This is a genomic window from Actinokineospora sp., assembly GCF_052390155.1.
Taxonomy (GTDB): Bacteria; Actinomycetota; Actinomycetes; order Mycobacteriales; family Pseudonocardiaceae; genus Actinokineospora.
This window is the reverse complement of the sequence record NZ_JBQTHF010000054.1, coordinates 19,026-44,156: the sequence shown is the minus strand read 5'-3', so window position 1 is coordinate 44,156 and position 25,131 is coordinate 19,026. Positions and strand designations below refer to the sequence as shown.

Here is a 25,131-nt window from a genome sequence, read left to right as displayed (position 1 = left end):
CGCGCGCAGCTTCCGGCGTCGGCGAAGACGGTGGCCGCCTGGCCGATACTGCGGTTGTTGGCGGAGAGGAAGCGCCAGGTCACACCCGAGTCAGCGGATCGGTAGAGCTGGAAGCGGGCGACGGCCATCGGGATTTCTCCTGTCGACTGGTGCACCCCGACCGTGCGGCGAAATCGTCAGGTTCACGAGTGGACAGCAGAAAAGAACGGGCAACCTGCAGGTTTCGATCATCCTCACGACGGACGGCGGGATCGGAATTCTCACGCAGTGCCGACAACCACCCCCAGTGGCGTGACATTGCGCCACCGGTGGAAAGAAATTCACCGGCTGAATCGACACCCCGCCCCCGCCGGAAATCAGCCCGCGCGCAGCACCCGGATCAGCTCGATCGCGGGCAGCCCGCACAGCGCGGCGAGCGCCTCCAGCGCGCCGAGGTCGAGATCGCGGGTGGGCGCGGCGTGCCGGGCGACCTCGGCGGCCGCCCACCGCCGCGCGGGCGCGAGCTTGTGGTGGTCGTGGGCGGCCAGGCGCACCAGGTCGATCCGAAGGTAGGCCGGGTAGTCCTCGTTGGACACTTGGCCGTGCACCCGCTCCAGCAGCGCGTGCGGCGAGGCGTCGAGCGCCGCGCACAGTTCGACGAAGCGGACCACGGTGCACGAGCGGGTGCCGGTCTCATAGGAGGCGAGCGCTTGCGCGGACAGTTCGCCGGGCAGCCGCTGCACCAACTGCGCCCGTGTCCACTTGCGCCGGACGCGCAACTGCAGCAGTTCGCGCCCAAGCGCCCGTTGATATGCCGATCCGTCCAACTGTCACACCCCTGCCCGGCTGTCCTGACGCCGTCCCCGACAGCAGTCTGACCTGCGACTTCCCTCTAGGCGGCCACGCTACGCACATTTGTCTGGAAAGCACCCGCTTCGGGCGGACTGCCCCTCGATCGAGTGACTGATTCACACGGTGCGTGCGCGGATCACCGCCTGTTCGATTACCGGTCGGTAGACCTAGACCGGACCCTGGGACAAGCAGATACTGCCTGGGCACCAGACGCACGGTTCCGCATCGAGGCCCGTCGCAACCCTCCTCGACGGGGCGAGACCCGTGGCACAGTGCGCGCCCTGGGGCCAGGCCGTGCCGGACCGGCCCCAGGGCGCTAGGTCGTGTCCCACGGGACACGACCTTGTGCATTCACCGGGTGTCGAGCACGACGAGCACGAGAGCCGCGACGGCGACGGCCGTGACGCCGAACGCCAGCAGCGGGATCTGGGGGTTGGCGGGCAGGGCTTGCCCCAGGCGCATGGCGCGTTCGGTGCGCCGCCAGCGGCGGTGGCTGAGCGCGGCGAGCGCGGTGCCCAGCGCCACCAGGCCCACTCCGATGAGCGCGCGGACCACCGGGGTGCCGAGATCCGGCAGGTACTGCGCGACCGCGACGCCGCCCGCGATCAGCGCCAGCGCCGTGCGCACCCAGGCGAGGAAGGTCCGCTCGTTGGCGAGGGTGAACCGGTAGTCCGGCTCCGCGCCCTCCTCGACGCGCCCCAGCCCCCGCACCCTGTCCATGCCGCTGCCCACCTGGCCGCCCCTCTTGCCGTACCGGAGGTCCATCGTAAGGACGCCGATCGGGAACTGGGAAAACTGGGAAGCGCACGGGGAGTGTGCCCTTTAGGGCAAGCGGGGTAGGTGCCCGCGCGGCGGCGTCACCCACATGCCGGACATATGCACAGTTCGTGACTAAGTAACCGAAATCTCCGCTGCGCAGAGCCCACAGATAGCCGCTACCGACAGCTACAGCGCTGCCGTAGCGTCACTCGACAGGTGTACACCGTCCACTACTTCCGGCCCGATCTCCCTGCCTTTGGAGGCCGTACGTGAGTCGACGATTCCTTCATACCTTAGTTGCCGCCGCGGGCGTTGCCGTCACCGCGGTAGCGCTCGTGGCGCCCGTGTCGGCCGCCGCCGCACCGTCCGTTTTGGACGCTTCGGCGAGCCCGGACACCATTGCCGCGACCCAACAATCACTGAGCCAGCGTTTGGGCGGCTCGTTCGCGAACTCCTGGTTCGACGCCACGACGGGCAAGCTCGTCGTCGGTGTCACCGACGCCGCCCGCGCCGACGAGGTCCGTGCGTCCGGCGCCCTGGCGAAGGTGGTCAAGCACAGCGCCGCCACCCTGAACGCCAGTAAGTCCACGTTGGACAGCAAGGCCGCCGCCGGGGTGCCCGCCACGGTCACCGGCTGGTACGTCGACGTCACGACCAACGAGGTCGTGGTGTCGGTGCTCAAGTCCGACCCGGCCGGTGTGGCCTGGGCCAAGGCGGCCGGCGTGCCGGGCCTGCGGGTCGAGCACGCGACCGACGCGGTGCGTCCGATGTGGAGCATCATCGGCGGCCAGGCGATCTACTTCGGCAGCGGCCGCTGCTCGGTCGGATTCAACGCCCGCAACTCCGCGGGCACCCGCTACGTGATCACCGCGGGGCACTGCACCAACCTCGGCGGCACCGTGTCCGGCACGGGCGGGACCATCGGCCCGGTCGCCGGATCGTCGTTCCCCACCAACGACTACGGCATCATCCGGGTGAGCAGCACCTCGGCCGCGTCGACGGCACTGGTCGACCGCTACTCCAGCGGCTCGGACGTGATCGTCGCGGGCTCGTCGGTGACCCCGATCGGCGGCACCACCTGCCGCTCGGGCTCCACCACCGGCTGGCGCTGCGGCACGATCCAGGCGTACAACCAGACGGTCAACTACGGCTCCAGCGGCATCGTGTACGGCCTGACCAGGACCAGCGCGTGCGCCCAGCCGGGCGACTCGGGCGGTTCGTTCGTCAGCGCGCCGAACTCGACCGGCCGGGTCCAGGCCCAGGGCATGACCTCGGGCGGCTCCGGCAACTGCACCTCCGGCGGCACGACGTTCTTCCAGCCGGTGAACGAGGTGCTCTCGCGCTACGGCCTGACCCTCTACACGGGCTGATCCCCCGGTGACACCGCGCCCGCCCGGTTCCCCTGGACCGGGCGGGCGCGGCGCGTTCTCACACCGCGGCCAGCACGCCGAGCAGCCGGGCCACCTCGGCGGCCACCGCGTCCCGGGCGGGGCCGAGGTACTTGCGCGGATCGACCAGATCCGGCTCGGCGTCGAGAATCGCGCGGACGCGTCCGGTGTAGACAGTGTTCAGCCGGGTCGAGATGTTCACCTTCGCCATGCCCGCGCGGACCGCATCGGCCAGGTGTTCGTCGGCGACACCGGACGACCCGTGCAGCACCAGCGGAACCTCCACAGTGGACTTGAGGCGACGGATCAGGTCGAAGTCCAGTGCGGCGTCACGGCTGCGCATGGCATGCGAGGTCCCGACGGCGACCGCCAGCGCGTCGACCCCCGTGGCGCGCACGTACGCGGCGGCCTCGGCGGGGTCGGTGCGCGCGCCCGGCGCGTGCACGCCGTCCTTGCCGCCCACCTCACCCAACTCGGCCTCGACGAACACGCCGTGCGCACGGCAGTCCGCGGCGACCGCCCGGGTCAGCGCGACGTTCTCCGCGTAGGGCAGGGCGGACGCGTCGAACATGACCGAGCCGATGCCCAGCCCGATCCCCTCGGCCACCAGGTCAGGCGAGGTCACGTGGTCGAGGTGGACGGCGGCCGGAACCTTCGCCGCCCGCGCCACGGCGAGGGTGGCGTGCGCGACGGGGGCCAGGGAACCGTGGTAGCGCACGCAGTTCTCGCTGATCTGCAGGATCACGGCGGTGCCCGCCCGCTCGGCGCCCGCGACGATCGCGTACGCGTGTTCGAGCTGGATGACGTTGAACGCGCCGACTCCGCGCCCATCGTGGCAGGCGAGGATCTCGCCGGTCGGCGTCAGCACGGTTGTCCTTTGTGGAGGATGACCGAGCGGGTCAGGTTGCGCGGGCGGTCCGGGTCGAGCCCGCGCCCCAGCGCGGCGGCCACCGCGACCCGCTGGGCGAGGACCAGGTGCGCCATCGGGTCGAGCGGGCCGCTCTCGACCCAGGTGGCGCCCGTGCCTGCGACGTCGGCGGCCAACCCTTCCGGTGCGGCGCCGAACATCCAGGTGACCCGGCCGGGCTCGGCGATGCTGATCGGGCCGTGCCGGTACTCCATCGCCGGGTACGCCTCGGTCCACACGCCCGCGGCCTCGCGCAGTTTCAGCGCGGCCTCCTGGGCGATGCCGACTGTCCACTCGCGACCGAGGAACGCGAACTGGGCCGCGGCGGGCAGCGCGCCGAGCGGGGCGTCGAGCGCGGTGGCCGCGTCGGCGGCGGCCCGCGTCAGGTCTTCGCCGAGGGACGCGCGCAGCAGCGCCAGAACCGTTGTGGCGAAACGGGTCTGCACAACCGAGCGCTCGTCGGCGAAGTCGAGCACGACGGCGTCATCGGCGATCCGACGAGCCGGGCTGTCCGCGATCGCCGTCACCACAGTCGTCGGGACGCGCTCGAACGCCCGGAGCAGGTCGACCACCTCGGTCGTGGTGCCCGAGCGCGAGATGGCCAGCACCCGGTCGTAGGCCCGGCCGCGCGGGACCTCGGAGGCGGCGAACGCGTCGGTGTGCCCCTGGCCCGCCCGTTCGCGCAGGCTCGCGTAGGCCATCGCCATGAACCAGGACGTGCCGCAGCCCACCACGGCGACCCGCTCGCCCTCGACGGGCAGGCCCGATGTCGGCACCTCTCCCGCGCGCAGCCAGCACGCGGGCTGACTGGCGATCTCGGCCTCGACGAACACTGACGCCCCCTGCTCATATCTGCAACTTTGTCCATCTAATGATGCAACTTCGAGCAGATCAGGGCAAGCGAAGGGCGGCGGACTCCTTGGCCAGGCGTTCGATCTCGGCGTAGTCGCCCGCGGCGAGCGCGTCGGCCGGGGCGAGCCAGCTCCCGCCGACACAACCGACGTTCGGCAGCGCCAGGTAGCCGGGGGCGGTGGCCTGGGTGATGCCGCCGGTCGGGCAGAACCGCAGGCCGGGCAGCGGGCCGCCGATGGACTTCAGGTACGGCACGCCGCCCGCGGCCTCGGCCGGAAAGAACTTCAGCTCCGTGTACCCGCGCTCGGCCAGCCGCATCGCCTCGGACACGGTGGCCGCGCCGGGCAGCACGGGCAGCCCGGTGTCGGCGGCGGCATCGAGCACCGCGTCGGTGCTGCCGGGCGTGACCAGAAACCGCGCGCCCGCGGCGAGAGCGGCCTTCGCATGCTCGGGCGCGGTGACGGTACCCGCGCCGACCACCGTGTCCGGCACCTCGGCCGCGATACGCCGGATCGCCGCCAGCGCCTCGGGAGTGCGCAGGGTGACCTCGATGATGCCGATTCCGCCGCGCAGCAGCGCCTCCGCCAGCGGCACGGCGTGCTCGACCTCGCCGATCACCACGACCGGAACGACCGGCGAGAGGTCCAGCAGACTGGTCATGCCGAGTACTCCAACTCGTCCAGGTCGGCGTCGGCGAAGGCCGGGCCGAAAACGGTGGCGCCATGGTCGGCTGGGCCGACCGAGCGGCGCAGCGCGGCGAACAGCTCGCGGCCGGTTCCGGTCCACGCGCCGTCGTCGTGCGGGGCGTCGACCGGCACCCGCGCGGCCAGGATGTCCGCGTCCACCAACACCTCCACCCGGCCCGCGGTGGCGTCGAGGCGGATCGGGTCGCCGTCGCGGATGAGCGCGATCGGGCCGCCCGCGGCGGCCTCGGGGGTGCAGTGGATGGCGGCCGGGATCTTGCCGGACGCGCCGGACATCCGGCCGTCGGTGACCAGCGCGACCTGGTGGCCGCGGCTCATCACCGCGCTCAGAGCGGGCGTCAGCGAGTGCAGCTCGGGCATGCCGTTGGCGCGCGGCCCCTGCTGGCGCAGCACGATCACCACGTCGCGGTCGAGTTCGCCCGCCTGGAACGCCGCCGCGACGGCCTCCTGGGTGGTGAACACGCGCGCGGGCGCCTCGACCACGCGGTGCCGCTCGGCGACCGCGGACACCTTGATCACCGCGCGGCCGAGGTTGCCCGCGAGCATCCGCAGGCCGCCGTCGGCGGCGAACGGGGCGGCGACCGGGCGCAGCACGTCCAGGTCGGCCGAGCGGGACAGACCGTCGCGCCAGACCAGGACTCCGTTGTCCAGCACGGGTTCCTGCCGGTAACGGTCGAGCCCGTGACCGGCCACAGTGGACACGTCGGCGTGCAGCAGGCCGGCGTCGAGCAGCTCCCCGATGAGGAACTGCACGCCGCCCGCGGCGGCGAAGTGGTTGATGTCGGCGGTGCCGTTCGGGTAGATCCGGGCGAGCAGCGGGACCGCCGCGGACAGGTCGGCGAAGTCGTCCCAGGTGAGCTGGACGCCCGCGGCGGCGGCGATCGCGACCAGGTGCAGCGTGTGGTTCGTGGAGCCGCCCGTGGCCAGCAGCGCGACGACCCCGTTGACGACCGCGCGCTCGTCGACCACCCGCGAGATCGGCGTGTAGTCGGCCGTGATCTCGACCGCGCGGCGGCCCGCGGCCTCGGTAAGCGCGCGGCGCAGCGGGGTGCCCGGCGGCACGAAGCTCGCGCCCGGCAGGTGCAGGCCCATCACCTCGACCACGAGCTGGTTGGAGTTCGCGGTGCCGTAGAAGGTGCAGGTGCCCGGCGAGTGGTAGGACGCGGACTCGGCGGCCAGCAGGTCCTCGCGGTCGGCCTTGCCCTCCGCGAACGCTTGGCGCACACGGGCTTTCTCGCCGTTGGGCAGGCCGGACGCCATCGGGCCCGCGGGCACCAGGATGGTCGGCAGGTGGCCGAAGGCGAGCGCGCCGATGAGCAGCCCGGGGACGATCTTGTCACAGACGCCGAGCAGCAGCGTGGCGTCGAACATGTCGTGCGCGAGGGCGATGCCGGTGGCCATCGCGATGACCTCGCGGCTGAACAGCGACAACTCCATGCCAGCGCGGCCCTGCGTGATCCCGTCGCACATGGCGGGCACGCCGCCCGCGAACTGCGCCACCCCGCCCGCCGCGCGCACCGAATCCTTGAGCCACGCCGGGAACTCCTGCAACGGCTGGTGCGCGGAGAGCATGTCGTTGTACGCGGACACGATCGCCACACCCGGCTTGGCGGCGCTCTTGACCGCGAACCGGTCGGGGCCCTCGCAGGCGGCGAACCCGTGCGCGAGGTTGCTGCAGCCGAGCCCGGCGCGCATCGTCGTCGGGGGGACGGCCGCGACCATCCTGGCGAGGTAGGCGGACCGGCTCGCGGCGCTGCGGGCGACGATGCGCCCGGTCACCGCGGCGATCACCGGATTCAGGGGGGCGGGCGCGCTCGTCATGTCGAGGTCATCTCCGGTCTCGCTTCCGGTCGGCCGAAACGGGTCGAGGAAGGTGCCGGGAAACGACTGCGCTGGCGATCCACCGGTCGTGGCGCCGACGACGCTACCGAGCGGCCGCGCGGGCTGTCAAAATCGATTCAGCTCCCGAAACCGCCTGCTCGGCCTCGACTCCTACCGGGCACGAGCATGCGCCCCACTGCTGACACGCCGCTTACGAGGCGTAGTTAGTACTCCAGCTAGTACTCCAGCCGGACTTCGTGATCGGAGTTGGTGAGGGGGCGCCGGAGAGGGGACTGCCGCCAGTTGATCATGGTCGGTTGTGTGGACTTCCCAAGATCATCTGCGGCCCGCGGGCCGCAGAAAACCCTGCCCGCCGGCAGGCCATGTTCGATGAGCTGCCAGGACGGATCCGGGCCGCTTCAGCCGGGTCGAGCCACGTCGCCGGGCGGAGAAACTGTTGCTGGGCCTGGTGTCTGAGCAGCTCGACACGCTCGGCCTGTCCCGCGCGCACGTCGCGGTGTTGACCGGGCTCGACATCCGCGAGTACGTCGTCGAGTGGAATCCGGCCGAGGCCGACATACTGCGCGCCGAGGCTCGACCGCCCAACTACGACCCGACCGCCGCGCCGCCGCGGTGATCCAACGAACGGCGCCCCGCACCCTGATCGCGCGTTGCCGTCGGCGCGTTGCGGGCTACGCCATGGCGGGAACGGGTGCGTGGTCATCCCAGCCGAGCACGTCGAACGTGGTGCCGTCGAGGTAGGCGCGGATTCCGGCGAGCGGGTACGGGATCACGTCCTCAGGCAGCGCGTCGACCGGGAACCACTCGACGGCCGAGCACTTCTCGGGCTCGGCGTTGACCGGCTCGCCGATCCAGTTCCGCACCTCGAAGAACATGCCCAGCCGCGGCACCGGCCCCGAACCGGCGACGTGCACGGTGTGCACGTGGCGCAGGTCGCCCGGTTCGACGATCACGCTGACTTCCTCGCGTGCCTCGCGCACGGCCGCGGCGAGCACCGATTCGCCCGCGTCGAGCTTGCCGGACGGAAGGTGCCACATACCCCCGCCGTAGGCGCCGCGACGTTCGATGAGCAGTAGCTCACCGTCGCGCACGAGCAAGACGTGTACGTCGATGATGTGTCGGTCAGACATTCGCTGGATTCCCCGTGCGGTTGTTGTCGAGGGACACGGGCAGGCTACGCCGTCGCCGAGGTGACGTCGGGTTCATCCACCAGGTGTGTTATCCACGCGGCGATGTAGAGGGCGACCTGTGCGGGTGGGGTGTTGGTGGTGTCGATTCCGACGACGGGCCACCCCTTGCCCCTGAGTCGCTCGGCCGTGTCCCGGTACAGGTCAATTTCACGTTCGGTGGACTCGATCCCGTCGTGAAACCGGTCATGGGCTCCCCGATGAACGACGCGCGCTGCGGCGACCGCCGGGTCGGCTGTGAGCAACACGGCGAGGTCGGGCACGTCGGCCGCCGAGTTGAGGGCCGCGACGAAGTCGAGCGGCACGCCGTCGATACGTTGCAGCACATAGGAAGACGCCACGTAGCGATCACAGATGACGATGCGCCCGGCGTCACGGTTGGGCCGTAGGTCGGCGCCGAGATGGTCGTACCGATCGGCCGCGACCAGGCAGGCCAGCGAGAGCCCGCGATAGGTCTCGGTGTGGTGTCTGGCGATCTCGCCGAGCGTGCCGCGCGAGGGTTGGGTGGTGCCGTGCACGTCGTAGCCGAGCGAGTCGAGGTAGCGGTACAGGTGGCTTGCCGTGGTGGATTTGCCGACCCCGGCGGGTCCGTCCAAGGTCACCAGTAATCCGCGGTGTTTGCCGATCATGCTGCCGCCTTCCGCTCGAATTGTGCGCGGGCGAGCCCGACGAGCGCCGACCGGATGTAGCTGATCGGCGCGTCACTCAGTTGCAGGTTCACCGAGAAGTTGAACTCGTCGCGCTCGCGCATCGACTCGTCGACGCCGTCGGAGGTGAGGTCAACGGCGCTGTAGTTGAGAAGCTGCGCCGCGGTGTATTTCCCGGTCGCCATGAGCCGGTGCCAGTCCGGGGTACCGGGGTACGGGCGGTACTCGAACGCCGAGGCGCGGAACCGTCCGGGCAGGCCGTCGGTCGTCTCCCACAGCTCATGCACGAGTCGTACGGTGGCGTCGATTTCCTCGCGCGTCTCGGTCGGGAATCCGAGGATGAAATAGCCCTTGACGTTGATCCCGCGCTCGGCGAGCCGCCGCACGACCGACACAGCGATGTCGGGTGTGATCCGCTTGTCGATCAGGGTCAACATGCGTTCGCTGCCGGACTCGATGCCGAGCGCGACCTCACGCAGGCCGTTCGCCGCGAGCCGGTCGAGAGACTCGTCGTCCTCCCGGTTCAGCACGTTGATACGGCCGGTCGCGTCCCACTGTGCCCACTCGCCGACCTTGTCGACGCTGAACGCGGCCATCATGTCGCGGATGACCCGGCGGGCGCCGAGGAACAGGTCGTCGACGAACCGGAACGCCGTGACGTCGTCGCCGCGCCGTAGTTCGTGCATCTCGTCGATGATGTTGTACGGGTCGCGGGTACGGATCGTGACGTCCTTGTTCGCGCTCACCGCGGCGCCACAGAACGAACAGTCATACGGGCAGCCGCGGGCGCCGACCATGTTCGCTTCACGGCGCCCGTTGTCGTTGTGCGGGTCTTGAACCAGGTACCGCCGGTCGACGAACGGCAACGCGTCGATGTCCGGGGCGAGATGGTGCGACGAGCCGGGACGGCCGCCGGTGACTGGGGTGCCCATGATCGGGTCGAGCCACATCACGCCGGGAAGCTCACCGCGGGTGTGGTGGTCGTCGAGGAGGCGGGCGACCCGTGTCTCGCCCTCACCGATGACCAGCGCCCCACAGCGCGCCATGCGCGGATCGTTCAGGATCTCGACGGGCATCGCTTTCGCCTGGTGCCCGCCGAGCATGACCTGGATGCCGGGGTCGAGCCCTGCGGCGATTCGGGCGCTGACTTCGTAGGTGGGGGCCAGCAGGTTGAACCCTGCCCACCTCGGCGCAAGGCCGTTCGTGATGGCCGCGGTTTGGTCGATGCCGAGGCCGAGCGCCTCGGCGTCCAACACGCCGACGTTGAAACCACGTTCGGCCGCATAGGTTGCGATGTAGGCCATTCCCAGCACGGGCAACGTGAAGTCGTTGACCCGTGGTCGTTCGCTGTAGTCCCGCAATGGTGCATTGACGAACAGCGCGTCGAGGGTGCGGGATGGATTAGCCCCGACGACGTATCTAGATGGCGACTCCGGTTGCATGACGGGCTCCCCAGGCAAGGGTAAGTAGTGTCAACTCGGACAACCCGTCTCCGATCAGCGACCGCCATTGTTTCGCGAAATCGCGTTCAGCCTCGGCCCACTCGATCGACGGCGCGAGACGCGCCGCCCACGTGCGCACGGCCAGATCGGAGTACGGGTAAAGCCTGTAATCGTTGGTGAGGTCGGCGACCGTCGCCCCGGCCGACCACGGGCCGATCCGCGGCACGGTCTGTAGCTCCACGACGAGCCGCTCGGCCGTGAGCGTCGACCAGTCGTCGCCGAACTTGTTGTGCGCCTCGGCACCGGCTCGCAGTGCTCGGCGGAAGAACTTCATACCCAGTCGCACGAACTCGTCATCAGGCAGCGCGAGCACGGTCTCAGGCGTCGGGAACAGCGGCGCCGGACCGGCCACGGTGTCGACCTGCTCGCCGTGCGCCTGACAGAACCCGCGGTAGAGCTTGCGCGCCTGCCCGGCCCTGATCACCTGCCGCACGATCGACGTCGCGAGCGCTTCCCAGAGATCCGGGTTGCGCAGCCTTCCGACCGGACCGTCGACGCGCAACGGGTCGACCAGCGCGCCGGGCGCGATCACCGTAGCCGGGTCGACGACGTCGACGACCGGCCGCGCCGGACCATCACCGGCGACCCGAACCACCTCGACGGCGTGCCCGATCCCGTGCGGGGTGCACACGATCGAGAAGACCGCGCCACCGACACGGCACGCGCGCGCCGCCCGACCGTCGTCGGCCGTCATCCACGCGGGGTGGTCAAGCATCATCGACAGGTTGGGCATGGAGTTCCTTCCGCGGCAGCGATTTCCGGTCATTCTCCCGCGGGGGCGCACGCGCCGGGCACCACACGTTCGGATGGCCGACTAGCCCAAGCGGGCGACTCACGCCGCCGAGACAAGGACGACAGGCTGCAGGCGCTCGGTCGGCTGACGCGCCGCCATCCGCGCAAGCGCCGCCCGCCGGTGGTCGGCATCGTCGAGGTACGGGCGGATCATTGCGGGCGCGTCTGGTAACTCCGGGTCGAAGAACGTCTCGGTCGGCGAGTTGTCGTAGCCGCACATCAGGCCGTGCGTGTTGCCCGGTCGCGGGACAGGAGGCGGGTCCGCAGACCTGACAGCCTGAGACCGGGCGACGAGCGAGGCGACCGTCGTCGCCGCGCCGCGGGGGTCGGCGTGCTGACCGTGCGAGGGGCGCAAGTAGTACCTGACCGCGCCACCGAGAACGAGCACGACGATAACCACAAGTGCGAAACCGAAATCGAACATTGCCAGCATGAAGAACCTCCCAAAACGAAGAATTGGTACCGGCCGTCTAGCCGTGTAGCGGGCAATCCTGGTCCGTCGAGACCCTCACCAGCTTTCCAACAAAAACCTCACCATCGCGAGTCGTCTTACGACGAGTCGACTCGCTGTAGTCACAGGTACAAGCATCGGGCGGAGAATCATCGCTCATAATGTCGTTGGCTATGCAATCTCAAATAAATGGAATGGGACCGGACAGCGTGCGCGCCGGAGAGCCACCCGCCGGGGTCCACAACCGGCTCGGCGCATGAATAACGAGAGACGGGGCGCCCGGCTCACCAGGCGCCGGAAGCGCAAGCAAGTCGGCGACAGCCTCGACGAGGTCGCCCTCGGCCTTCCACACCACGGCGTCATCCGAGAACAGGTCGACCCCGGCATCGTGGTCCGACGAGCGAACCGCAGTGACGTCGTTCTCGGCGCGGACCTGAACAACGTCGGTGAATCCTTCTTCCCACCCGTAGGTGAAAACCAAGACCTCACCGGGCACGGGCATCGACCGGAAGCCCTTGCGCATGAGCGCCCGCAGGGCGTCGTCGGGAGTCACCGAGCCCCCTCGGCGAACGGCGCGGAGTCGAGGCCCTCGGGCTCGACAACGAGACCGTGACGCGGACGGAGCAACCGGTCGGCCACCTCGGCGAACGGCGCCGGACCGTAGCGGACGCCAATGGTCGGAGCGAACGGGCGCGACCAGTCTCGGCCGCGAGGTACGCGGCCACCGAACGCCGAATCGTCAGACCACGCCGTAACAATGACCAGGTCCAACACGTCGCGACGCCACGCAAGCAGGCCGGTATAGCCGCCGTGCATGTTCAAGATCGGTACCACCGAGAACCCGGCATCAGACAGCCGCAACACCACCGGATCGACGGTCATCGGCCCGCCGCTTTCCGACGCCGGACGGCGTTGCCGTCCTCCCAGGTCGCCCACAGCGATCTACCCAGACGCCAAAGAAACCACAGACCAACCAGAACGACGGCCGCGATCTCACCACCGGTGACTTGCATTGCAACTCCCGTCACACCTGCCGCGGGTTGGTTGCGGGACCGGTGACCGGTCGGGGGCGCGCCCCCCGGTCCCGCGGCTTGGGGAGGGGACGGCCCGCGGGTTATGCCGGTCCCCTCCGTCGAGCGTCGACGGGAGTCCCGGAGGCGCCGAACGCTCGACATGCGCCCGGCGTTGCGGCTGCCGGGCGGGTGTGCACCCATGGCAAGCGAACTACCATGAACAAGGGAATCCTACGGTGACATGTCACTGTGGCAAGTCGTCCAATCGGATGATTGCATGTGTCACGCTGCGTTGCCACGATGACATATCACCGTACTAGCCGTGATCCCGACGAGAAGGGCATGGCAAAGTAACCAACATGCCGACGCCGACATGGAGCCAGCTTGTGCTCGGCAACGAGCTGAAGCGGATGCGCGAAGACCACGACCTGACCTTGAACGAGGCCGTAGCGCCCTTGCTCGACTTCACCGCAACCAAGCTCAGCCGATTGGAGCGAGGACAGAGCAGCGTCCGCGCCTCTGACGTGGTCGTCCTGCTCGACCGCTACTCGGCCACCGAGGCGGATCGCACGTGGGCAGTCGAGACCGCGAAACACTGCAAGCAGCGAGGCCGGTGGACCGGCTACCGGTCGACGTACGCCAAGAACTTTCGAATGGCGGTCGACCTCGAAGCGGACTCCACTGTCATCCGGCAGTACCAGGTCGAGCTAGCGCCCGGCCTACTACAAACCGAGGCGTACAGCCGTGCCCTGTTCTCGATGGCCGTCCCGCGCGAGGTCGACGAGTACGTCGAGAACGCAGTCAAGGCCAAGCTGACGCGCCAAGAGGTACTCACGAAGCCCGATGCGCCACAGGTCGAGTTCATCCTCTCTGAGTCGGCCGTGCTTCGGATGGCCGGAAGTCCAGAGATCATGAGAGAGCAGTTGGCGCACATCGCGAGAGTCGCAGAGCTGCCGAACGTTCAGATTCAGGTGCTGCCGTTCAGGGCTCGGACCCAGCCCGGCGAGGTTGCCTCACCCTTCACGAGCTTCCGCATTCCGTCGCCGGGCAAGTCGGGACCGTTGGAGTTCGTCTACCTCGAAGACGTCCACGACGGCCGGTATCTCGACGACACCGACTCGGTCCAGGCTTACAGTAGTTTGTGGGCTCGGCTGACCGGCGCGGCTCTTGACCCGGTGGAGTCCCGGAACTACGTGCTTCGCGTGGCAGCCGACTACTCGTAGGACGCCCGAAGGAGCGATCAACATGGATGTCAGCGCCGCCGTTCGCTGGCGGAGGTCCAGCCGCAGCACCAACAATCAAAATTGCGTCGAGGTAGCGGACCTCAACTGTGGAAGGGCTGTCCGCGACTCGAAGCACCCGACAGGCCCGATGCTCATATTCGACCTGGCCGCGTTCGGACCCTTCCTCAACGGAGTGCAGGGCGGCAGAGTCGCCCACTGAGACACCGCAGAGCGCGGGGGCTGTGCCGACTTACGCGGCACAGCCCCGCCCTGCTCAGGCCGCTACCGGTGTCTGCCGCGGCTCGCGGCGCCTGCCGCGCCTGCGCTGAGGACCAGGATCAGCACGGTCAGGCCCCATCGGCGCTTCTTCTCCGTCTCGGACCGGTCCCTGACCGCCCTGGGCTCGCTCGGCGGCTGCGGGCGGAAGGACGGAGCCGGGGGCGGCGGGGCGGGCGGAGCCGGGGGCGGCGGCGGAACTGGTGGCGGGATCATGGGCACGGGCGGGACCACCGGAACGACCGGAACGACCGGAACCACCGGGGCCACGGGGGGCGGCGGCGCGGGGACGGGCGGCGGGACCACCGGCGCGGGCGGGACCACCGGCGGCGGCGCGGGCGCGGGGGGCACCGGGGCGGGCAGGCACCCGGCGGCGTCGGACGAGTCGACCGCGGGCCAGACGGCGATCGGGGTGACCGTCGCGGCGGGGGTGAGGCCGACCCGGAACAGCCTGCTGCGGCCGTCGGTGCGGTTGCCCGCGGCGTAGAGGGCGTCGTCGGGGCCGAGGACGGCGGCGCCGTAGGGCCTGCCGCCGGGCAGCTTGGGGCCGGGCACGTGGTCGACCCGGCCGGTGCGCGGGTCGATCCGCACGACGCGGCCGTAGTACGGCACGTGCGTGGTGACGCCGTAGAGCAGACCATCGGCCGGGCGGAGGTCGAAGTCGTCGACCGTGCGGGCCAGCTCGGCAGGCCACAGCGGCACGGCGTTGACCAGCCCGAGATACGTGCGGCTGCGCGGGTTGACGTCGACGCTGTAGAGCGTGCGGCCCGCGCGCAGGTGCAGCAGGTCGCCATCGACGGCGCCCGCGGTGGCGTCGGCCAGGCCGTCGCGCGGCACCGGGACCGGGCCGACGCGGCGCACCGGGCCGAGGTCGGCGAGGGTGCCGTCGCGGCCGAGGGTGACCACGTGCGCGCCGTCGGCGAACCAGCGGGTGCGGTCGCGGGTGGACAGGCCGAACACCAGGTCGCCGCGGCGGGCGTAGCCGATCGCGTTGACATGGTGGTCCAGGGTGCGCACCCGCACCTCGGTGCGGTCGGACAGGCGAATCCTGGTCAGCACGGACAGGCCGTCGTGGCCGACGCTGTGCACGCGCAGGAACTCGCAGTCGACCGGCGGCACGGGCACGGGCGCCGCCTCGCCCTCCCCGCCCGCGAGCACCGCGCCGCCCGCGAGGAGCACGCAGACGACGCCCGTGGCGGCCAGGGCGAGACGTCGGTTCATCGGAGCCGGGCCAGGACCGACTCGAACGCGTCGGGCCCGACCATCGCGCCGCCCGCGTACGGGTTCTGGAGCTGGCTGGTGGCGAACAGCAGCAGCGACAGGGTGCCCGCGAGGATCGAGACGATGATGATGTGCGTCACCGGGCGCGGCCCGCCGAACAGCAGCGGCAGCGAGATCGACATGACGCTGCCCGCGATCAGCGCGAACCACACCACGGTGCTGACGCCGTCGCTGCCCGCGGTGTTGAGCCGCTCCTGGCGCGCCTGGTAGACCTCCAGCAGCTTCTCGGCCGCCTCGGTCTTCTGGCTGTTCTGCCACTCGTCGGTCGCCTGCGCCCGGCTCACGGCGGCGCGGAGCTGGTCGAGTTCGGCCCACCCCTGGTCGGCCACGTCGCCGCTGCCCTCCCGCATCAGCGGCCACTCGTCGTCGGCGACGGTGCTCGCGTACGACGCGGACAGGTCGCGCACCTCGGTGCGGGCGGGCTCGGGCAGCGACTCGGCCGCCCAGGAGGCCGCGACAAGGCCGTCCGCCTCGCGGTAGGAGCCGTCCTCGGCGGCGCTCACCGCGTCGAACAGGGAGATCAGCACGAACGCCAGCAGCACCGCGTGCAGGCCGCCGACAATGGTGAACACTTGGCCCGCGGCCTCGTTGTTCGACACCGTGCCCTCGGTCTCGCCGATGCGGCGGATCAGGTAGGCGACCGCGGCGGCGACCACGGCCGCACCGACTACCCAGAGGAGACCGGTGACGTAGATGTTCATTTCTTCCCTTCCCAGCGCGGCAAAACGGCACCAATATCCCGTAAAGATCGGCGACACGCCCATGCCGGGTGACCGGACAACTCGATCGTGTGACCGCCGCGCCTCGATCGGGGCTATCTTCGGCACCCGACGAGAGGAGACCGTGTGACCGCCGAACGCCGAGCGCGCATCGTGGCCGTGCTGGAGGACGCCTTCGCCGACCTGATGGCGGCCGACCCGGCGGCCTTCCGGCACAAGTTTCGGAAGATGGCCGCCGAGCCGTTCGCCTTCTACCGGGGCAGCGCGTGCCTGTTCTACGCCGACATGGCCGAGGAACCCGACGAGTGGGCCGACGAACGGACCAGCCGGGTGTGGATCCAGGGCGACCTGCACGCGGAGAACTTCGGCACCTACATGGACTCCGAGGGCTCGCTGGTCTTCGACGTCAACGACTTCGACGAGGCGTACCTGGGCTGCTTCACCTGGGACGTGCGCCGCTTCGCCGCGAGCATGGCGCTGATGGGCTGGACGAAGGCGCTGCCCGACGACGCGATCACCGAACTGGTCCGCACCTACGTGGTGGCCTACGTCAAGCAGGTGCGCGCGTTCGCGGAGAACCCCGACGACGAGAAGGTCGACCTGCGACTGGACAGCACCGAGGGCGTGCTGCACGACGTCCTGCTGCGCGCCCGGCTGGCCACCCGGGTTGGCCTGCTCGACGAGGTCACCACCGTGCGCGACTTCGACCGCGCCTTCCGAATCGGCCCCGGCGTCCGCGCGCTCGACGCCGACGAACGGGCCAGGGTGGAGCGGGCGTTCGAGACCTACCTCGACACCATCCCCAGCGGCAAGCGCGCCAGCAGCAGCCTGTCCTACCGGGTCAAGGACGTGGTCGGGCGCAGCGGGTTCGGCATCGGCTCGGCGGGCCTGCCCGCGTACAACGTGCTGGTCGAGGGGCGCACCCAGGCGCTGGAGAACGACGTGGTGCTGTCGATGAAGCAGGCCAGCGTGGCCGCGCCGAGCCGGATCGTGGCCGACGAGAGCATCCGCAAGTACTTCCACCACCACGGCCACCGCACCGCGGTCTCGCAGCGCGCGCTGCAGGCCCACGCCGACCCGTGGCTGGGCTACACCGACCTGGACGGCACCGGGTTCGTGGTCGCCGAACTGTCGCCCTACACGACCGATCTGGACTGGTCGGAGCTGACCGAGCCCGCCGACCTGCTGCCCGTGCTGGGCTATTTGGGCCGCGCGACGGCCAAGGCGCACTGTGTGTCCGATTCGGACTCGGAGCAGACCCTGGTCGAGTTCCAGAGCGAGGAGGCCATCGCCGCGGCGATCGGCGGGCGCGAGGACGAGTTCGTCGGGTCTATCGTCGAGTTCGCCCTGCGCTACGCCGAGCAGACCCGGCAGGACCACCGCCGGTTCGTCGACGCGTTCCGCGGCGGCGAGATCCGCGGGGTCGACGCGACCACCGGTTGAGCGAACCCGAGAGAGGTCCGATGGCTGAATTGGTACTGGGGCCGCTCTTACGGCACGTCGACGCGCGATCGGCCACGGTGTGGGTGGAGACCGACACCGCGTGCACGGTCGAGGTCGCGGGCCGCTCGACGCCGACATTCCAGGTGTCGGGCCACCACTACGCGCTGGTCGCGCTGACCGGGCTGGAGCCCGCGACGGTGACCGAGTACGAGGTCCGGCTCGACGGCGCGGCGAGGTGGCCCGAGCCAGGGTCCGACCTGCCGCCGAGCCGCATCCGCACGCTGCCCGATGGCGGCGACCACGACTTCCTGCTGGTGTTCGGCTCGTGCCGCAAGCCCGAGAGCGAGGACCGGCAGGAGCGCAAGCAGTGGGGCACCGACGCGCTCGCCGCGTACGCGGTGCGGATGGGCACACAGCCCGAGCGGGAGTGGCCCGACGCGCTGATGCTGCTCGGTGACCAGGTGTACGCGGACGAGACCAGCAAGGCCACGATCGAGTGGCTCTCCGGGCGGCGCAGCCTCGACGAGCCGCCTGGCCAGGAGGTCGCCGACTTCGAGGAGTACGTCCGGCTCTACCACGAGTCCTGGTCGACCCCGCTGGTGCGCTGGCTGTTCTCCACTGTGCCCACCTCGATGATCTTCGACGACCACGACGTGCGCGACGACTGGAACACCTCGCAGACCTGGCGCGACGACATCGAGCGCACCTCCTGGTGGGCGAACCGGGAGCGCGGGGCACTGGCGTCGTACTGGGTCTACCAGCACATCGGCAACCTGGCGCCGCCCGAACTGGACGAGGACAAGACCTACGCCGCCGTACTGGCCGCGGGCCGCGACGGCGACGCCGCGGGGGTGCTGCGCGAGTTCGCCGACGCGGCGGCCCAAGAGGTCAACGGGCACAAGGGCACCCGGTGGAGCTACCGGCGCGACTTCGGCAACGTGCGGCTGCTGGTGATCGACACCCGCTCGGGCCGAATCCTCAAGGACGGCAAGCGGTCCATGGTCGGCGACAGCGAGTTCGAGTGGATCGAGACCAACGCCGACGGCGACTACGACCACCTGCTGATCGGCTCGTCGCTGCCGTGGCTGATGCCGCACGTGATCAGCCACGTGCAGTCGATGAACGAGGTCGCGTGCAGGCGGACCGACTGGCGCGGGCGGCTCGCGGAGAAGCTGCGCCAGACCGCGGACCTGGAGCACTGGCCGTCGTTCCGGCAGTCCTACGACCGGCTGACCCGACTCATCCGGCGCATCGCGGAGGGCTCCGCGTCGACCGTGTGCGTCCTGTCGGGCGACGTGCACCACGTGTACGCGGCGGAGGCGACGTTCGACCGGCCGGTGCGCGCCCGGGTGTACCAGCTCACCTGCTCCCCGGTGCACAACAGCGTCGAGCGGTACATGCGGCCGCTGTTCCGGCTCGCCTGGTGGCGACCGCTGGCGGGTGTGCTGCGGCGGTGGATGTTCCGGTCGCCGCGGATCGAGCCACTGCCGGTCGACTGGTCGAAGGTGGCGGGCCCGTACTTCGGCAACGCGGTGGCGACGCTGAAGGTGCGCGGACGGGCCGCCGAGCTGGTGATCGAGTGCGCGGACAGCGGCCAGGACGGCCCCTACCTGCGGCCGATGCCGCCCCTCGCACTGACCGACGAGCCGCGGCCCTAGGCCGTCACCCTAGAATCCGCGGCGTGGAATACCAGCTCACCGCCGACGTGTCCCCCGGCAAGGACGTCCCCGAACTCGATCCGCTGCAGCGGCACGGGGTAGCCGCCCTGCTCGACGAACAGCTCGACCTGCTCGCGGGCATCGAGGGTCCAGACGGGGTCGAGGTGGAGCCGCTGGACCACCGGGTCGCCGTGCACCCCAAGGGCGCGGTCATCACCTGGCTGCTGGACGCGCCGGGGCTGGCGTTCGCCGAGGAGGCGGCCCGGCACGTGCTCACCGACCTACTCGCGCAGACCGACCTGCTGCCCGGCTGGACGGTGGGCCGCTGCGAGGTCATCGCCACCGACGACGAGCTGGAGAAGGCGCTCAGCGGCGCGGACACGGCGGAGGACGAGGACGACGAGGACGAGCTGTCCGCCGAGGAGGTCGCCGCCCTGCGCGACGAACTGCTGGTCTCCGCGGACGCGCTGCGCGCCTTCGGCCCGGCGGCGTTCGGCCACGTCGCCGACGACCCCGAGTGCGCGGTGTCGGCGCTGGCCGCGCGGCTGGTGGCGGGCGCCCTGGTCCAGGGCGTGGAGATCCTCACCGACGAGCTGTTCGCCGACGTGCAGGAGCTGGAGGACGCCGAGTCCGCGGCCAGTGAGCTGGAGGCGCTCAGCGTGCTCAACCAGCTTCCGCTGCGCTACGCCGATCACTACGGCGCGCTGTTCGCCAAGCAGTTCCTGGTGGTCGCCTCGATCCTGGGCTACCGGCTCGCCCAGCCCGGCTGGACGCCGCCGCTGTGCACCGCGGAAGCGCTTGCGCTGCACGTGCTCAAGGCCGAGGCGGTCGTCCAGCTCGACCTCGCGGGCCTGACCGACGAGCTGCCGCTCAAGGACATCTTCGCCGCGTTCGACGAGCACGTGTTCGCCGACCGCGACCACGAGCGGCTCTACGACCTGGAGACCGACTCGGGCGAGGACGAGATCGACCTGCTCGGCACCCCCGGCCTGGACTTCGACGAGTGGTTCCTGCCGCGCGGCACCGAGGTGCTGCACCCCTACTTGGCGGTCGAGCACTACCCCGGGTGACCTTGGCAGGATATTGACGAACAACGGCGTCACCGCCACTTCTCGGCGCGGGCGGGCGGCCGCAGGATGGGCCGCATGACAACGGTTCTCCGCATCCCGGCGGCGCCGCCCGCCGAGGCCGCCGCCCACTTCGCCGCCCGTCTGACGTTCGAGGCGGATGTCAGTGATGTCCAGGCCGACCTCGCCGCCGGGGTCGCCGGCCTGGTGGTGGTCGACTCGCGGTCGACGCAGGCGTGGGACCAAGGCCACCTGCCCGGCGCCGTGCATCTGCCGACAGCCCTCATCGCCTGCCAGGCGCGCGATGTGGTTCCGACGTCGGCGACGGTCGTCACCTACTGCTGGGGCCCCGGCTGCAATGGCGCCACCCGGGCCGCGCTGGAGTTCGCGCGGCTCGGCTACCGGGTGAAGGAGATGATCGGCGGCTACGAGTACTGGGTGCGCGAGGGCTTCCCCGTCGACACGGCGGCGGGCCGCGCGGACAACCACGTCGACCCGCTCACGGCCCCGGCCTGCGGCTGCTGAACCCGTCGACAGGTTTTGCCTCGTCGTCGGTGACCGTGCCGATCCCGTGCAGCACATGGGCCAACACCTCGACGCCGCGGACCACGCGGGGGCCGGGGCGGTTGAAGTACGCCGGACCGTCGAGCACCCACACCCGCCCGTCGCGCACCGCGGGCAGGTCCGTCCACTGCGGACGGTCGGTCAACGCCGCCAACTCGACCAGGGTCCGCGCGGGCGGGAAACCGCACGGCAGCAACAGAATCACCTCCGGCGCGGCGGCCACCACGGCATCCCACTCGACGCTACGGGTGTGCTCGCCGGACTCCGCGAGCAACGAAACTCCCCCTGCGGCGGCGATCTGGTCGGGCACCCAGTGACCCGCGGGCCAGGCCGGGTCGAGCCATTCGAGTGCCAGCACGCGCGGCCGCGGCCGGTCCGCGACCGCCGCCCGCACCCGGTCCACCCTGGCCGACAGGTCGGCGACGATCCCGGCGGCGGGCACGCCCAGCACGGCGCCGACCGTGCGCACCGTGTCGAGCACGTCGGCCAGGGTGCGCGGCTCCAGGCTGAGCACGCGGGTGTCCGCGTCCAGCACGCGGACCGCGTCGGACACCTGCCGGTAGGACACGGCGCAGACGGCGCACAGGTCTTGGGTGAGCACCAGGTCCGGCCGCAGCGCGGCCAGCCGCTCGGTGTCCACTGTGTACAGTGACGAGCCGCGGTGCGCCGCGCCGCCGACCGCGGCGGAAATCTCCCGGCTGCTCATCCGGTCGTGTTCGATGTCGCTGCCGGTGACCACGGGAACACCCGCGACGGCCGCGGCAGGCCAGTCGCACTCGTGGGTCCGGCCGACCAGGTCCGCGGCACGGCCGAGCATCGCCACCAGATCCGTGGCCGCCGGTAACAGCGAGACTATGCGCACCACCGGAGCGTAGTCGACGCGCGGCGGTCATTGGGCTCAATGGCCCAATGACCGCCCGACTCGGTTTCACCTTTTGTCCGCACGGGTAACCACCAGGCATCCGACCCCGATTTCCCTGCCCTGGAAGGAGACTTCAATGTCGACAGGTGCGATCATCGGCGTCATCGTCGGAGTTGCCATCGTCGTGGTGGTCCTCGCAGTGCTGGCCAAGGCCCAGCTTCGGCGCAAGCATCTGCGGGAACAATTCGGCTCCGAGTACGACAGAACCGTGCGCGAACAGCCTCGCCGCGCGGCCGAACGCGAACTGGCCGACCGCGAGAAGCAACACTCCCAGTTGGACATCAAGCCGCTGTCCACGACCACCCGCGAGCGCTACACCCAACAGTGGGCGCTGGTACAGGAGCAGTTCGTCGACCGACCCGGCCCCGCGGTCGAGGAGGCCGACCGGCTCGTCACGGTGCTGATGGGCGAGCGCGGCTACCCCACCGACGGCGACTACGAGCAGCGGGTGGCGGTGCTTTCCGTCGAGCACGCGTCCACTTTGGACCACTACCGGGCCGCGCACGACATCCGCAGTCGACATGGCCAGAGCCAGGTGTCCACAGAGGAACTGCGCGAGGCGATGGTGCGCTACCGCGCGCTGTTCGAAGACCTGCTCGGACACCCGCAGGCGCACAACGGCACCGCGAACCGCGGCACCGAACACCGCGGCACCGAACACCGCGGCGCAGATCACCGCAACGCCGATCACCGCAGTGCGGACCAGAACGGCCCGGCGGCCGACCACACCCCGCGCTGACCCTTCACCCCACGGAAGGCACTCCCGTGCAACCCGGCACCGAAAACCGCCCCACCGAACAGCTACCCACCGACCGTCCGACCGAGAACCGACCGACTGAACGCACCGAGAAGCGGCTCAACACCGCCGACCTCGTACCGGACGCGGCCCGCGCGGGCGCCCCGGTCCCCCGCGCCACCCAGGCGAGCACACCCGCGGTCGACCCCGACCAGCGCACCCCGGGCGACCGCGACAAGTCCGCGCCGACGGACACCGCACGCACAGACGGAGCGCGCGCAGATACTGCGCCGACCGACACCGTGCCAACAGACGCTGTGTCGACAGATGCCATGGCCGCGCGGACGCACGCCGCTCCCCCAACGGACTCGCGCCCGTCCGACGACACCGCCGCGGAGCTGTTCACCTCCGACGAGGTCACCCGCTTCCGCGGTCAGTGGCAGACCATCCAGACCAACTTCGTCGACGACCCGCAGGAAGCCGTGCAGGGCGCCGACCACCTGGTGGCCGAGGTGATGCAGACGCTCGCGGCGACCTTCGCCGACCACAAGCGCGACCTGGAAGGCCAGTGGCGCAGCGGGGCCGAGGTCGAGACCGAGGATCTGCGGGTGGCGCTGCGCCGCTACCGCTCATTCCTCAACCAGCTCCTCGACGCCTGACGCGGGGCGGCGAGCGCGAGGGTCCCCGCATCGGGCACTGGCCCGGTGCGGGGATCTGCGTGGGAGGATGGACCCGTGGCCGCGGGATATTCCTTGTTCGACACCGAGATCGGGCGCTGCGGCGTGGCCTGGGGACCGCGCGGCATCACCGCCGTCCAACTCCCGGAACGCGACGACGCGGCCACCGTGGCCCGGTTGGCGCCCGGCGCGGCCGAGGCCGAGCCGCCAGAGTCCGTGCGGGTGGCCATCAAGCGGATGACGGCCCTGTTGCGCGGCGAGCGCGACGATCTGGCCGACATCGAGCTGGACCCGACCGGCGTACCCGAGTTCCACCAACGGGTCTACGCCATCGCCCGCGCCATCCCGCCCGGCCGGACGCTAACCTACGGCGAGGTGGCGACCAAGCTGGGCGCGCCGGGGTCGGCGCAGGCGGTCGGCCAGGCGCTGGGGCGCAACCCGTACCCGATTGTCGTGCCGTGCCACCGGATTCTCGGCGCGGGCGGCAAGATCGGCGGGTTCTCGGCAGGCGGCGGCGCGGCGACGAAGCTGCGCATGCTCACCATCGAGGACGCCGCCCCCGGCGGCCAGCCGAGCCTGTTCTGACACTGTCCACAGCGGACACCTCAGGCCGGAATCGACAGATACTCCGTCACACCATCCACAGTGGACGCCTTGAGTTCGCCCCGGACCACCAGCACGTCCAGGTGCGCCGCCGTCTCGCCCACCGCCAGCACCTGGTTGAACAGGTCGAGGTCGTCGAACCGGCGCGCCCGCCGGGTCCAGCCGAGCTTGCGCGCCACCTCGAACGCCGTGCCCGCGCCATCGCGCACCGCCGCGGCGGTCTCGGCGAGCCGGTCCGCGTGGTGGACCAGCAGTTCGTCGACGCGGGTGTGCACGCTGTCGGACACCGGGCCGTGCGCGGGCAGCAGGCGCAGGTCGGGCAGGGTGCGCATGAGCCGCAGCGAGTCCAGGTAGTCACCGAGGGGCAGTTCGGCGCGCATGGGCTCGAAGCCGATCGACGGGGTGATGTGCGGCAGCACGTGGTCGCCCGCGAACAGCAGCGACGCCGAGACGTCGGCGAACACCACGTGCCCGCGCGTGTGGCCGGGGGTGGGCACCGCGCGCAGCACCCGGTCACCGACACCGATGTCCTGTGTGCCGGGAATCCACTCGTCGGGGAGTTCGAAGTCGCGCACGGCGGCCGCCGTCTCGGCCGCGCTGAACAGGCCCCCGAGCTGTCCGTACAGGTCGGCGGCACCCCAGCGGGTCAGGTCGGCGAACTGCCGGTGCGTCTCGCCCGCGATCACCCGCTCCAGGCTCGGCTGTTCGCCGATGCCCAGCGCGATCCGGGCGCCGAACATCCGCCGCAGCTCGACGGCCATCGTGTAGTGGTCGCGGTGCACGTGGGTGATGAGGAAGCGCCGGACGTCGCCGAAGTCGTACCCGATCGAGCCGAGCGCCGATTCCAGCACGTCGCGGGCCGCGCGCAGCGCCCACCCGGAGTCGACCAGCACCAGGCCGCCGTCCGCCGCGATCGCGTAGACGTTGACCGCGCGCAACCCGTCATTGGGCAGCGGCAAGGGGATCCGGTGCACGCCGGGCGCCACCTCGAACGCCCCTGGCTCGGTCCACTGGCCAGCGCCTGCCGACATCGTCGCCTCCTGGTTGGTTGCCGTACGCAACATCCCAGACCGCACAGTAGCAAGCG

28 protein-coding genes are annotated in these 25,131 nt (G+C 70.6%); 11 read left to right on the top strand and 17 right to left on the bottom strand.

Annotated elements, in window-relative coordinates:
* Positions 1 to 356: 356 nt before the first annotated feature.
* Positions 357 to 806 (bottom strand): helix-turn-helix domain-containing protein, encoded by a 450-nt coding sequence (locus ACT4N7_RS18705; protein ID WP_444830054.1) that lies wholly within the window; start codon positions 804 to 806, stop codon positions 357 to 359.
* 376 nt (positions 807 to 1,182) lie between these two features.
* On the bottom strand, positions 1,183 to 1,551 hold the full coding sequence (locus tag ACT4N7_RS18700) for a YidH family protein (protein WP_444830053.1): 369 nt from the start codon (positions 1,549 to 1,551) through the stop codon (positions 1,183 to 1,185).
* A 308-nt stretch (positions 1,552 to 1,859) separates the two neighbouring features.
* On the opposite strand from ACT4N7_RS18700, the gene ACT4N7_RS18695 reads away from it, so the two are divergent.
* Positions 1,860 to 2,960 carry a S1 family peptidase gene (locus ACT4N7_RS18695; RefSeq protein WP_444830052.1) on the top strand — a complete coding sequence of 367 codons (1,101 nt, stop codon included), beginning with the start codon at positions 1,860 to 1,862 and terminating at the stop codon, positions 2,958 to 2,960.
* Positions 2,961 to 3,018: 58 nt separating this feature from the next.
* On the opposite strand, the gene ACT4N7_RS18690 is transcribed toward ACT4N7_RS18695, so the two are convergent.
* Genes ACT4N7_RS18690 through edd form a run of 4 tightly spaced genes read right to left on the bottom strand, consistent with a single transcriptional unit; the run spans position 3,019 to position 7,262 of the window.
* Positions 3,019 to 3,846 carry a class II fructose-bisphosphate aldolase gene (locus tag ACT4N7_RS18690; protein ID WP_444830051.1) on the bottom strand — a complete coding sequence of 276 codons (828 nt, stop codon included), beginning with the start codon at positions 3,844 to 3,846 and terminating at the stop codon, positions 3,019 to 3,021.
* Positions 3,840 to 4,718, bottom strand: coding sequence for an SIS domain-containing protein (locus ACT4N7_RS18685; protein ID WP_444830050.1), 879 nt, complete (start codon positions 4,716 to 4,718; stop codon positions 3,840 to 3,842). Before ACT4N7_RS18685 ends, ACT4N7_RS18690 begins: the two co-directional genes overlap by 7 nt.
* Before the next feature lie 58 nt (positions 4,719 to 4,776).
* Positions 4,777 to 5,397 carry a bifunctional 4-hydroxy-2-oxoglutarate aldolase/2-dehydro-3-deoxy-phosphogluconate aldolase gene (gene eda / locus ACT4N7_RS18680; protein ID WP_444830049.1) on the bottom strand — a complete coding sequence of 207 codons (621 nt, stop codon included), beginning with the start codon at positions 5,395 to 5,397 and terminating at the stop codon, positions 4,777 to 4,779.
* On the bottom strand, positions 5,394 to 7,262 hold the full coding sequence (gene edd / locus ACT4N7_RS18675) for a phosphogluconate dehydratase (RefSeq protein WP_444830048.1): 1,869 nt from the start codon (positions 7,260 to 7,262) through the stop codon (positions 5,394 to 5,396). The genes eda and edd overlap by 4 nt, the downstream gene beginning before the upstream one ends.
* Before the next feature lie 469 nt (positions 7,263 to 7,731).
* Here edd and ACT4N7_RS18670 point away from each other — a divergent pair, with 469 nt between their 5' ends.
* Positions 7,732 to 7,899, top strand: a complete 168-nt coding sequence (locus ACT4N7_RS18670; protein ID WP_444830077.1) for a hypothetical protein — start codon at positions 7,732 to 7,734, stop codon at positions 7,897 to 7,899.
* A 55-nt stretch (positions 7,900 to 7,954) separates the two neighbouring features.
* Here the strand turns inward: ACT4N7_RS18670 and ACT4N7_RS18665 are convergent, their stop codons facing one another.
* The 7 genes from ACT4N7_RS18665 to ACT4N7_RS18635 all read right to left on the bottom strand — a co-directional run bounded on the left by ACT4N7_RS18665 (position 7,955) and on the right by ACT4N7_RS18635 (position 12,744).
* On the bottom strand, positions 7,955 to 8,413 hold the full coding sequence (locus tag ACT4N7_RS18665; RefSeq protein ID WP_444830047.1) for an NUDIX hydrolase: 459 nt from the start codon (positions 8,411 to 8,413) through the stop codon (positions 7,955 to 7,957).
* Between the two features lie 44 nt (positions 8,414 to 8,457).
* Positions 8,458 to 9,099 carry a dTMP kinase gene (tmk, locus tag ACT4N7_RS18660; protein WP_444830046.1) on the bottom strand — a complete coding sequence of 214 codons (642 nt, stop codon included), beginning with the start codon at positions 9,097 to 9,099 and terminating at the stop codon, positions 8,458 to 8,460.
* Positions 9,096 to 10,559, bottom strand: a complete 1,464-nt coding sequence (locus tag ACT4N7_RS18655; RefSeq protein WP_444830045.1) for a B12-binding domain-containing radical SAM protein — start codon at positions 10,557 to 10,559, stop codon at positions 9,096 to 9,098. The genes tmk and ACT4N7_RS18655 overlap by 4 nt, the downstream gene beginning before the upstream one ends.
* Positions 10,537 to 11,214, bottom strand: coding sequence for a hypothetical protein (locus tag ACT4N7_RS18650; RefSeq protein ID WP_444830044.1), 678 nt, complete (start codon positions 11,212 to 11,214; stop codon positions 10,537 to 10,539). The genes ACT4N7_RS18655 and ACT4N7_RS18650 overlap by 23 nt, the downstream gene beginning before the upstream one ends.
* Before the next feature lie 237 nt (positions 11,215 to 11,451).
* Entirely contained in the window at positions 11,452 to 11,844 is a 393-nt protein-coding gene (locus ACT4N7_RS18645; RefSeq protein WP_444830043.1) for a hypothetical protein, read from the bottom strand.
* Between the two features lie 199 nt (positions 11,845 to 12,043).
* On the bottom strand, positions 12,044 to 12,415 hold the full coding sequence (locus tag ACT4N7_RS18640) for a hypothetical protein (RefSeq protein ID WP_444830042.1): 372 nt from the start codon (positions 12,413 to 12,415) through the stop codon (positions 12,044 to 12,046).
* A complete protein-coding gene (locus tag ACT4N7_RS18635) occupies positions 12,412 to 12,744 on the bottom strand; it encodes a hypothetical protein (protein ID WP_444830041.1) in 333 nt (110 codons plus the stop codon). Before ACT4N7_RS18635 ends, ACT4N7_RS18640 begins: the two co-directional genes overlap by 4 nt.
* A gap of 490 nt (positions 12,745 to 13,234) precedes the next feature.
* On the opposite strand from ACT4N7_RS18635, the gene ACT4N7_RS18630 reads away from it, so the two are divergent.
* Together ACT4N7_RS18630 and ACT4N7_RS18625 are read left to right on the top strand one after the other, a co-directional pair.
* Positions 13,235 to 14,098, top strand: a complete 864-nt coding sequence (locus tag ACT4N7_RS18630; protein WP_444830040.1) for a helix-turn-helix domain-containing protein — start codon at positions 13,235 to 13,237, stop codon at positions 14,096 to 14,098.
* A 22-nt stretch (positions 14,099 to 14,120) separates the two neighbouring features.
* Entirely contained in the window at positions 14,121 to 14,318 is a 198-nt protein-coding gene (locus ACT4N7_RS18625; protein WP_444830039.1) for a DUF397 domain-containing protein, read from the top strand.
* Positions 14,319 to 14,380: 62 nt separating this feature from the next.
* Here the strand turns inward: ACT4N7_RS18625 and ACT4N7_RS18620 are convergent, their stop codons facing one another.
* Both ACT4N7_RS18620 and ACT4N7_RS18615 read right to left on the bottom strand, forming a co-directional pair.
* Positions 14,381 to 15,595, bottom strand: coding sequence for a DUF6923 family protein (locus ACT4N7_RS18620; RefSeq protein ID WP_444830038.1), 1,215 nt, complete (start codon positions 15,593 to 15,595; stop codon positions 14,381 to 14,383).
* Positions 15,592 to 16,356 carry a bestrophin-like domain gene (locus ACT4N7_RS18615; protein WP_444830037.1) on the bottom strand — a complete coding sequence of 255 codons (765 nt, stop codon included), beginning with the start codon at positions 16,354 to 16,356 and terminating at the stop codon, positions 15,592 to 15,594. The genes ACT4N7_RS18620 and ACT4N7_RS18615 overlap by 4 nt, the downstream gene beginning before the upstream one ends.
* Positions 16,357 to 16,560: 204 nt before the next feature.
* Between ACT4N7_RS18615 and ACT4N7_RS18610 the strand changes: the two genes are divergently transcribed.
* From ACT4N7_RS18610 to ACT4N7_RS18595, 4 genes are all read left to right on the top strand, one after another.
* Entirely contained in the window at positions 16,561 to 17,817 is a 1,257-nt protein-coding gene (locus tag ACT4N7_RS18610) for a DUF2252 domain-containing protein (RefSeq protein WP_444830073.1), read from the top strand.
* 20 nt (positions 17,818 to 17,837) lie between these two features.
* Complete coding sequence (locus tag ACT4N7_RS18605) at positions 17,838 to 19,475, top strand: alkaline phosphatase D family protein (protein WP_444830036.1); 1,638 nt, start codon at positions 17,838 to 17,840, stop codon at positions 19,473 to 19,475.
* Positions 19,476 to 19,498: 23 nt separating this feature from the next.
* Entirely contained in the window at positions 19,499 to 20,545 is a 1,047-nt protein-coding gene (locus ACT4N7_RS18600) for a hypothetical protein (RefSeq protein ID WP_444830035.1), read from the top strand.
* Positions 20,546 to 20,620: 75 nt separating this feature from the next.
* Positions 20,621 to 21,067 (top strand): rhodanese-like domain-containing protein, encoded by a 447-nt coding sequence (locus tag ACT4N7_RS18595; protein WP_444830034.1) that lies wholly within the window; start codon positions 20,621 to 20,623, stop codon positions 21,065 to 21,067.
* On the opposite strand, the gene ACT4N7_RS18590 is transcribed toward ACT4N7_RS18595, so the two are convergent.
* On the bottom strand, positions 21,042 to 21,968 hold the full coding sequence (locus tag ACT4N7_RS18590) for a cobalamin-binding protein (protein WP_444830033.1): 927 nt from the start codon (positions 21,966 to 21,968) through the stop codon (positions 21,042 to 21,044). The two genes, ACT4N7_RS18595 and ACT4N7_RS18590, sit on opposite strands and share 26 nt — an antisense overlap.
* Before the next feature lie 136 nt (positions 21,969 to 22,104).
* On the opposite strand from ACT4N7_RS18590, the gene ACT4N7_RS18585 reads away from it, so the two are divergent.
* From ACT4N7_RS18585 to ACT4N7_RS18575, 3 genes are all read left to right on the top strand, one after another.
* The gene (locus tag ACT4N7_RS18585; protein WP_444830032.1) at positions 22,105 to 22,767 is read left to right on the top strand and encodes a hypothetical protein; all 663 of its coding nucleotides are present in this window, start codon (positions 22,105 to 22,107) and stop codon (positions 22,765 to 22,767) included.
* Positions 22,768 to 23,081: 314 nt separating this feature from the next.
* A complete protein-coding gene (locus tag ACT4N7_RS18580; protein ID WP_444830031.1) occupies positions 23,082 to 23,423 on the top strand; it encodes a hypothetical protein in 342 nt (113 codons plus the stop codon).
* A gap of 75 nt (positions 23,424 to 23,498) precedes the next feature.
* Positions 23,499 to 24,026 (top strand): methylated-DNA--[protein]-cysteine S-methyltransferase, encoded by a 528-nt coding sequence (locus ACT4N7_RS18575; RefSeq protein ID WP_444830030.1) that lies wholly within the window; start codon positions 23,499 to 23,501, stop codon positions 24,024 to 24,026.
* Between the two features lie 20 nt (positions 24,027 to 24,046).
* Here ACT4N7_RS18575 and ACT4N7_RS18570 read toward each other — a convergent pair whose 3' ends face one another.
* Positions 24,047 to 25,075 (bottom strand): MBL fold metallo-hydrolase, encoded by a 1,029-nt coding sequence (locus tag ACT4N7_RS18570; RefSeq protein WP_444830029.1) that lies wholly within the window; start codon positions 25,073 to 25,075, stop codon positions 24,047 to 24,049.
* Positions 25,076 to 25,131: the final 56 nt, after the last annotated feature.

Bases quoted from the DNA above. Each gene is read 5' to 3' on its own strand.
- ACT4N7_RS18635 (WP_444830041.1), bottom strand. From the start codon at position 12,744: ATGACCGTCGATCCGGTGGTGTTGCGGCTGTCTGATGCCGGGTTCTCG.
- ACT4N7_RS18665 (WP_444830047.1), bottom strand. From the start codon at position 8,413: ATGTCTGACCGACACATCATCGACGTACACGTCTTGCTCGTGCGCGAC.
- ACT4N7_RS18645 (WP_444830043.1), bottom strand. From the start codon at position 11,844: ATGCTGGCAATGTTCGATTTCGGTTTCGCACTTGTGGTTATCGTCGTG.
- ACT4N7_RS18585 (WP_444830032.1), top strand. From the start codon at position 22,105: ATGTCGACAGGTGCGATCATCGGCGTCATCGTCGGAGTTGCCATCGTC.
- edd (WP_444830048.1), bottom strand. From the start codon at position 7,262: ATGACGAGCGCGCCCGCCCCCCTGAATCCGGTGATCGCCGCGGTGACC.
- ACT4N7_RS18620 (WP_444830038.1), bottom strand. From the start codon at position 15,595: ATGAACCGACGTCTCGCCCTGGCCGCCACGGGCGTCGTCTGCGTGCTC.
- ACT4N7_RS18700 (WP_444830053.1), bottom strand. From the start codon at position 1,551: ATGGACAGGGTGCGGGGGCTGGGGCGCGTCGAGGAGGGCGCGGAGCCG.
- ACT4N7_RS18595 (WP_444830034.1), top strand. From the start codon at position 20,621: ATGACAACGGTTCTCCGCATCCCGGCGGCGCCGCCCGCCGAGGCCGCC.
- tmk (WP_444830046.1), bottom strand. From the start codon at position 9,099: ATGATCGGCAAACACCGCGGATTACTGGTGACCTTGGACGGACCCGCC.
- ACT4N7_RS18615 (WP_444830037.1), bottom strand. From the start codon at position 16,356: ATGAACATCTACGTCACCGGTCTCCTCTGGGTAGTCGGTGCGGCCGTG.
- ACT4N7_RS18605 (WP_444830036.1), top strand. From the start codon at position 17,838: ATGGCTGAATTGGTACTGGGGCCGCTCTTACGGCACGTCGACGCGCGA.
- eda (WP_444830049.1), bottom strand. From the start codon at position 5,397: ATGACCAGTCTGCTGGACCTCTCGCCGGTCGTTCCGGTCGTGGTGATC.
- ACT4N7_RS18655 (WP_444830045.1), bottom strand. From the start codon at position 10,559: ATGCAACCGGAGTCGCCATCTAGATACGTCGTCGGGGCTAATCCATCC.
- ACT4N7_RS18625 (WP_444830039.1), top strand. From the start codon at position 14,121: ATGGATGTCAGCGCCGCCGTTCGCTGGCGGAGGTCCAGCCGCAGCACC.
- ACT4N7_RS18610 (WP_444830073.1), top strand. From the start codon at position 16,561: ATGGCGGCCGACCCGGCGGCCTTCCGGCACAAGTTTCGGAAGATGGCC.
- ACT4N7_RS18630 (WP_444830040.1), top strand. From the start codon at position 13,235: ATGCCGACGCCGACATGGAGCCAGCTTGTGCTCGGCAACGAGCTGAAG.
- ACT4N7_RS18570 (WP_444830029.1), bottom strand. From the start codon at position 25,075: ATGTCGGCAGGCGCTGGCCAGTGGACCGAGCCAGGGGCGTTCGAGGTG.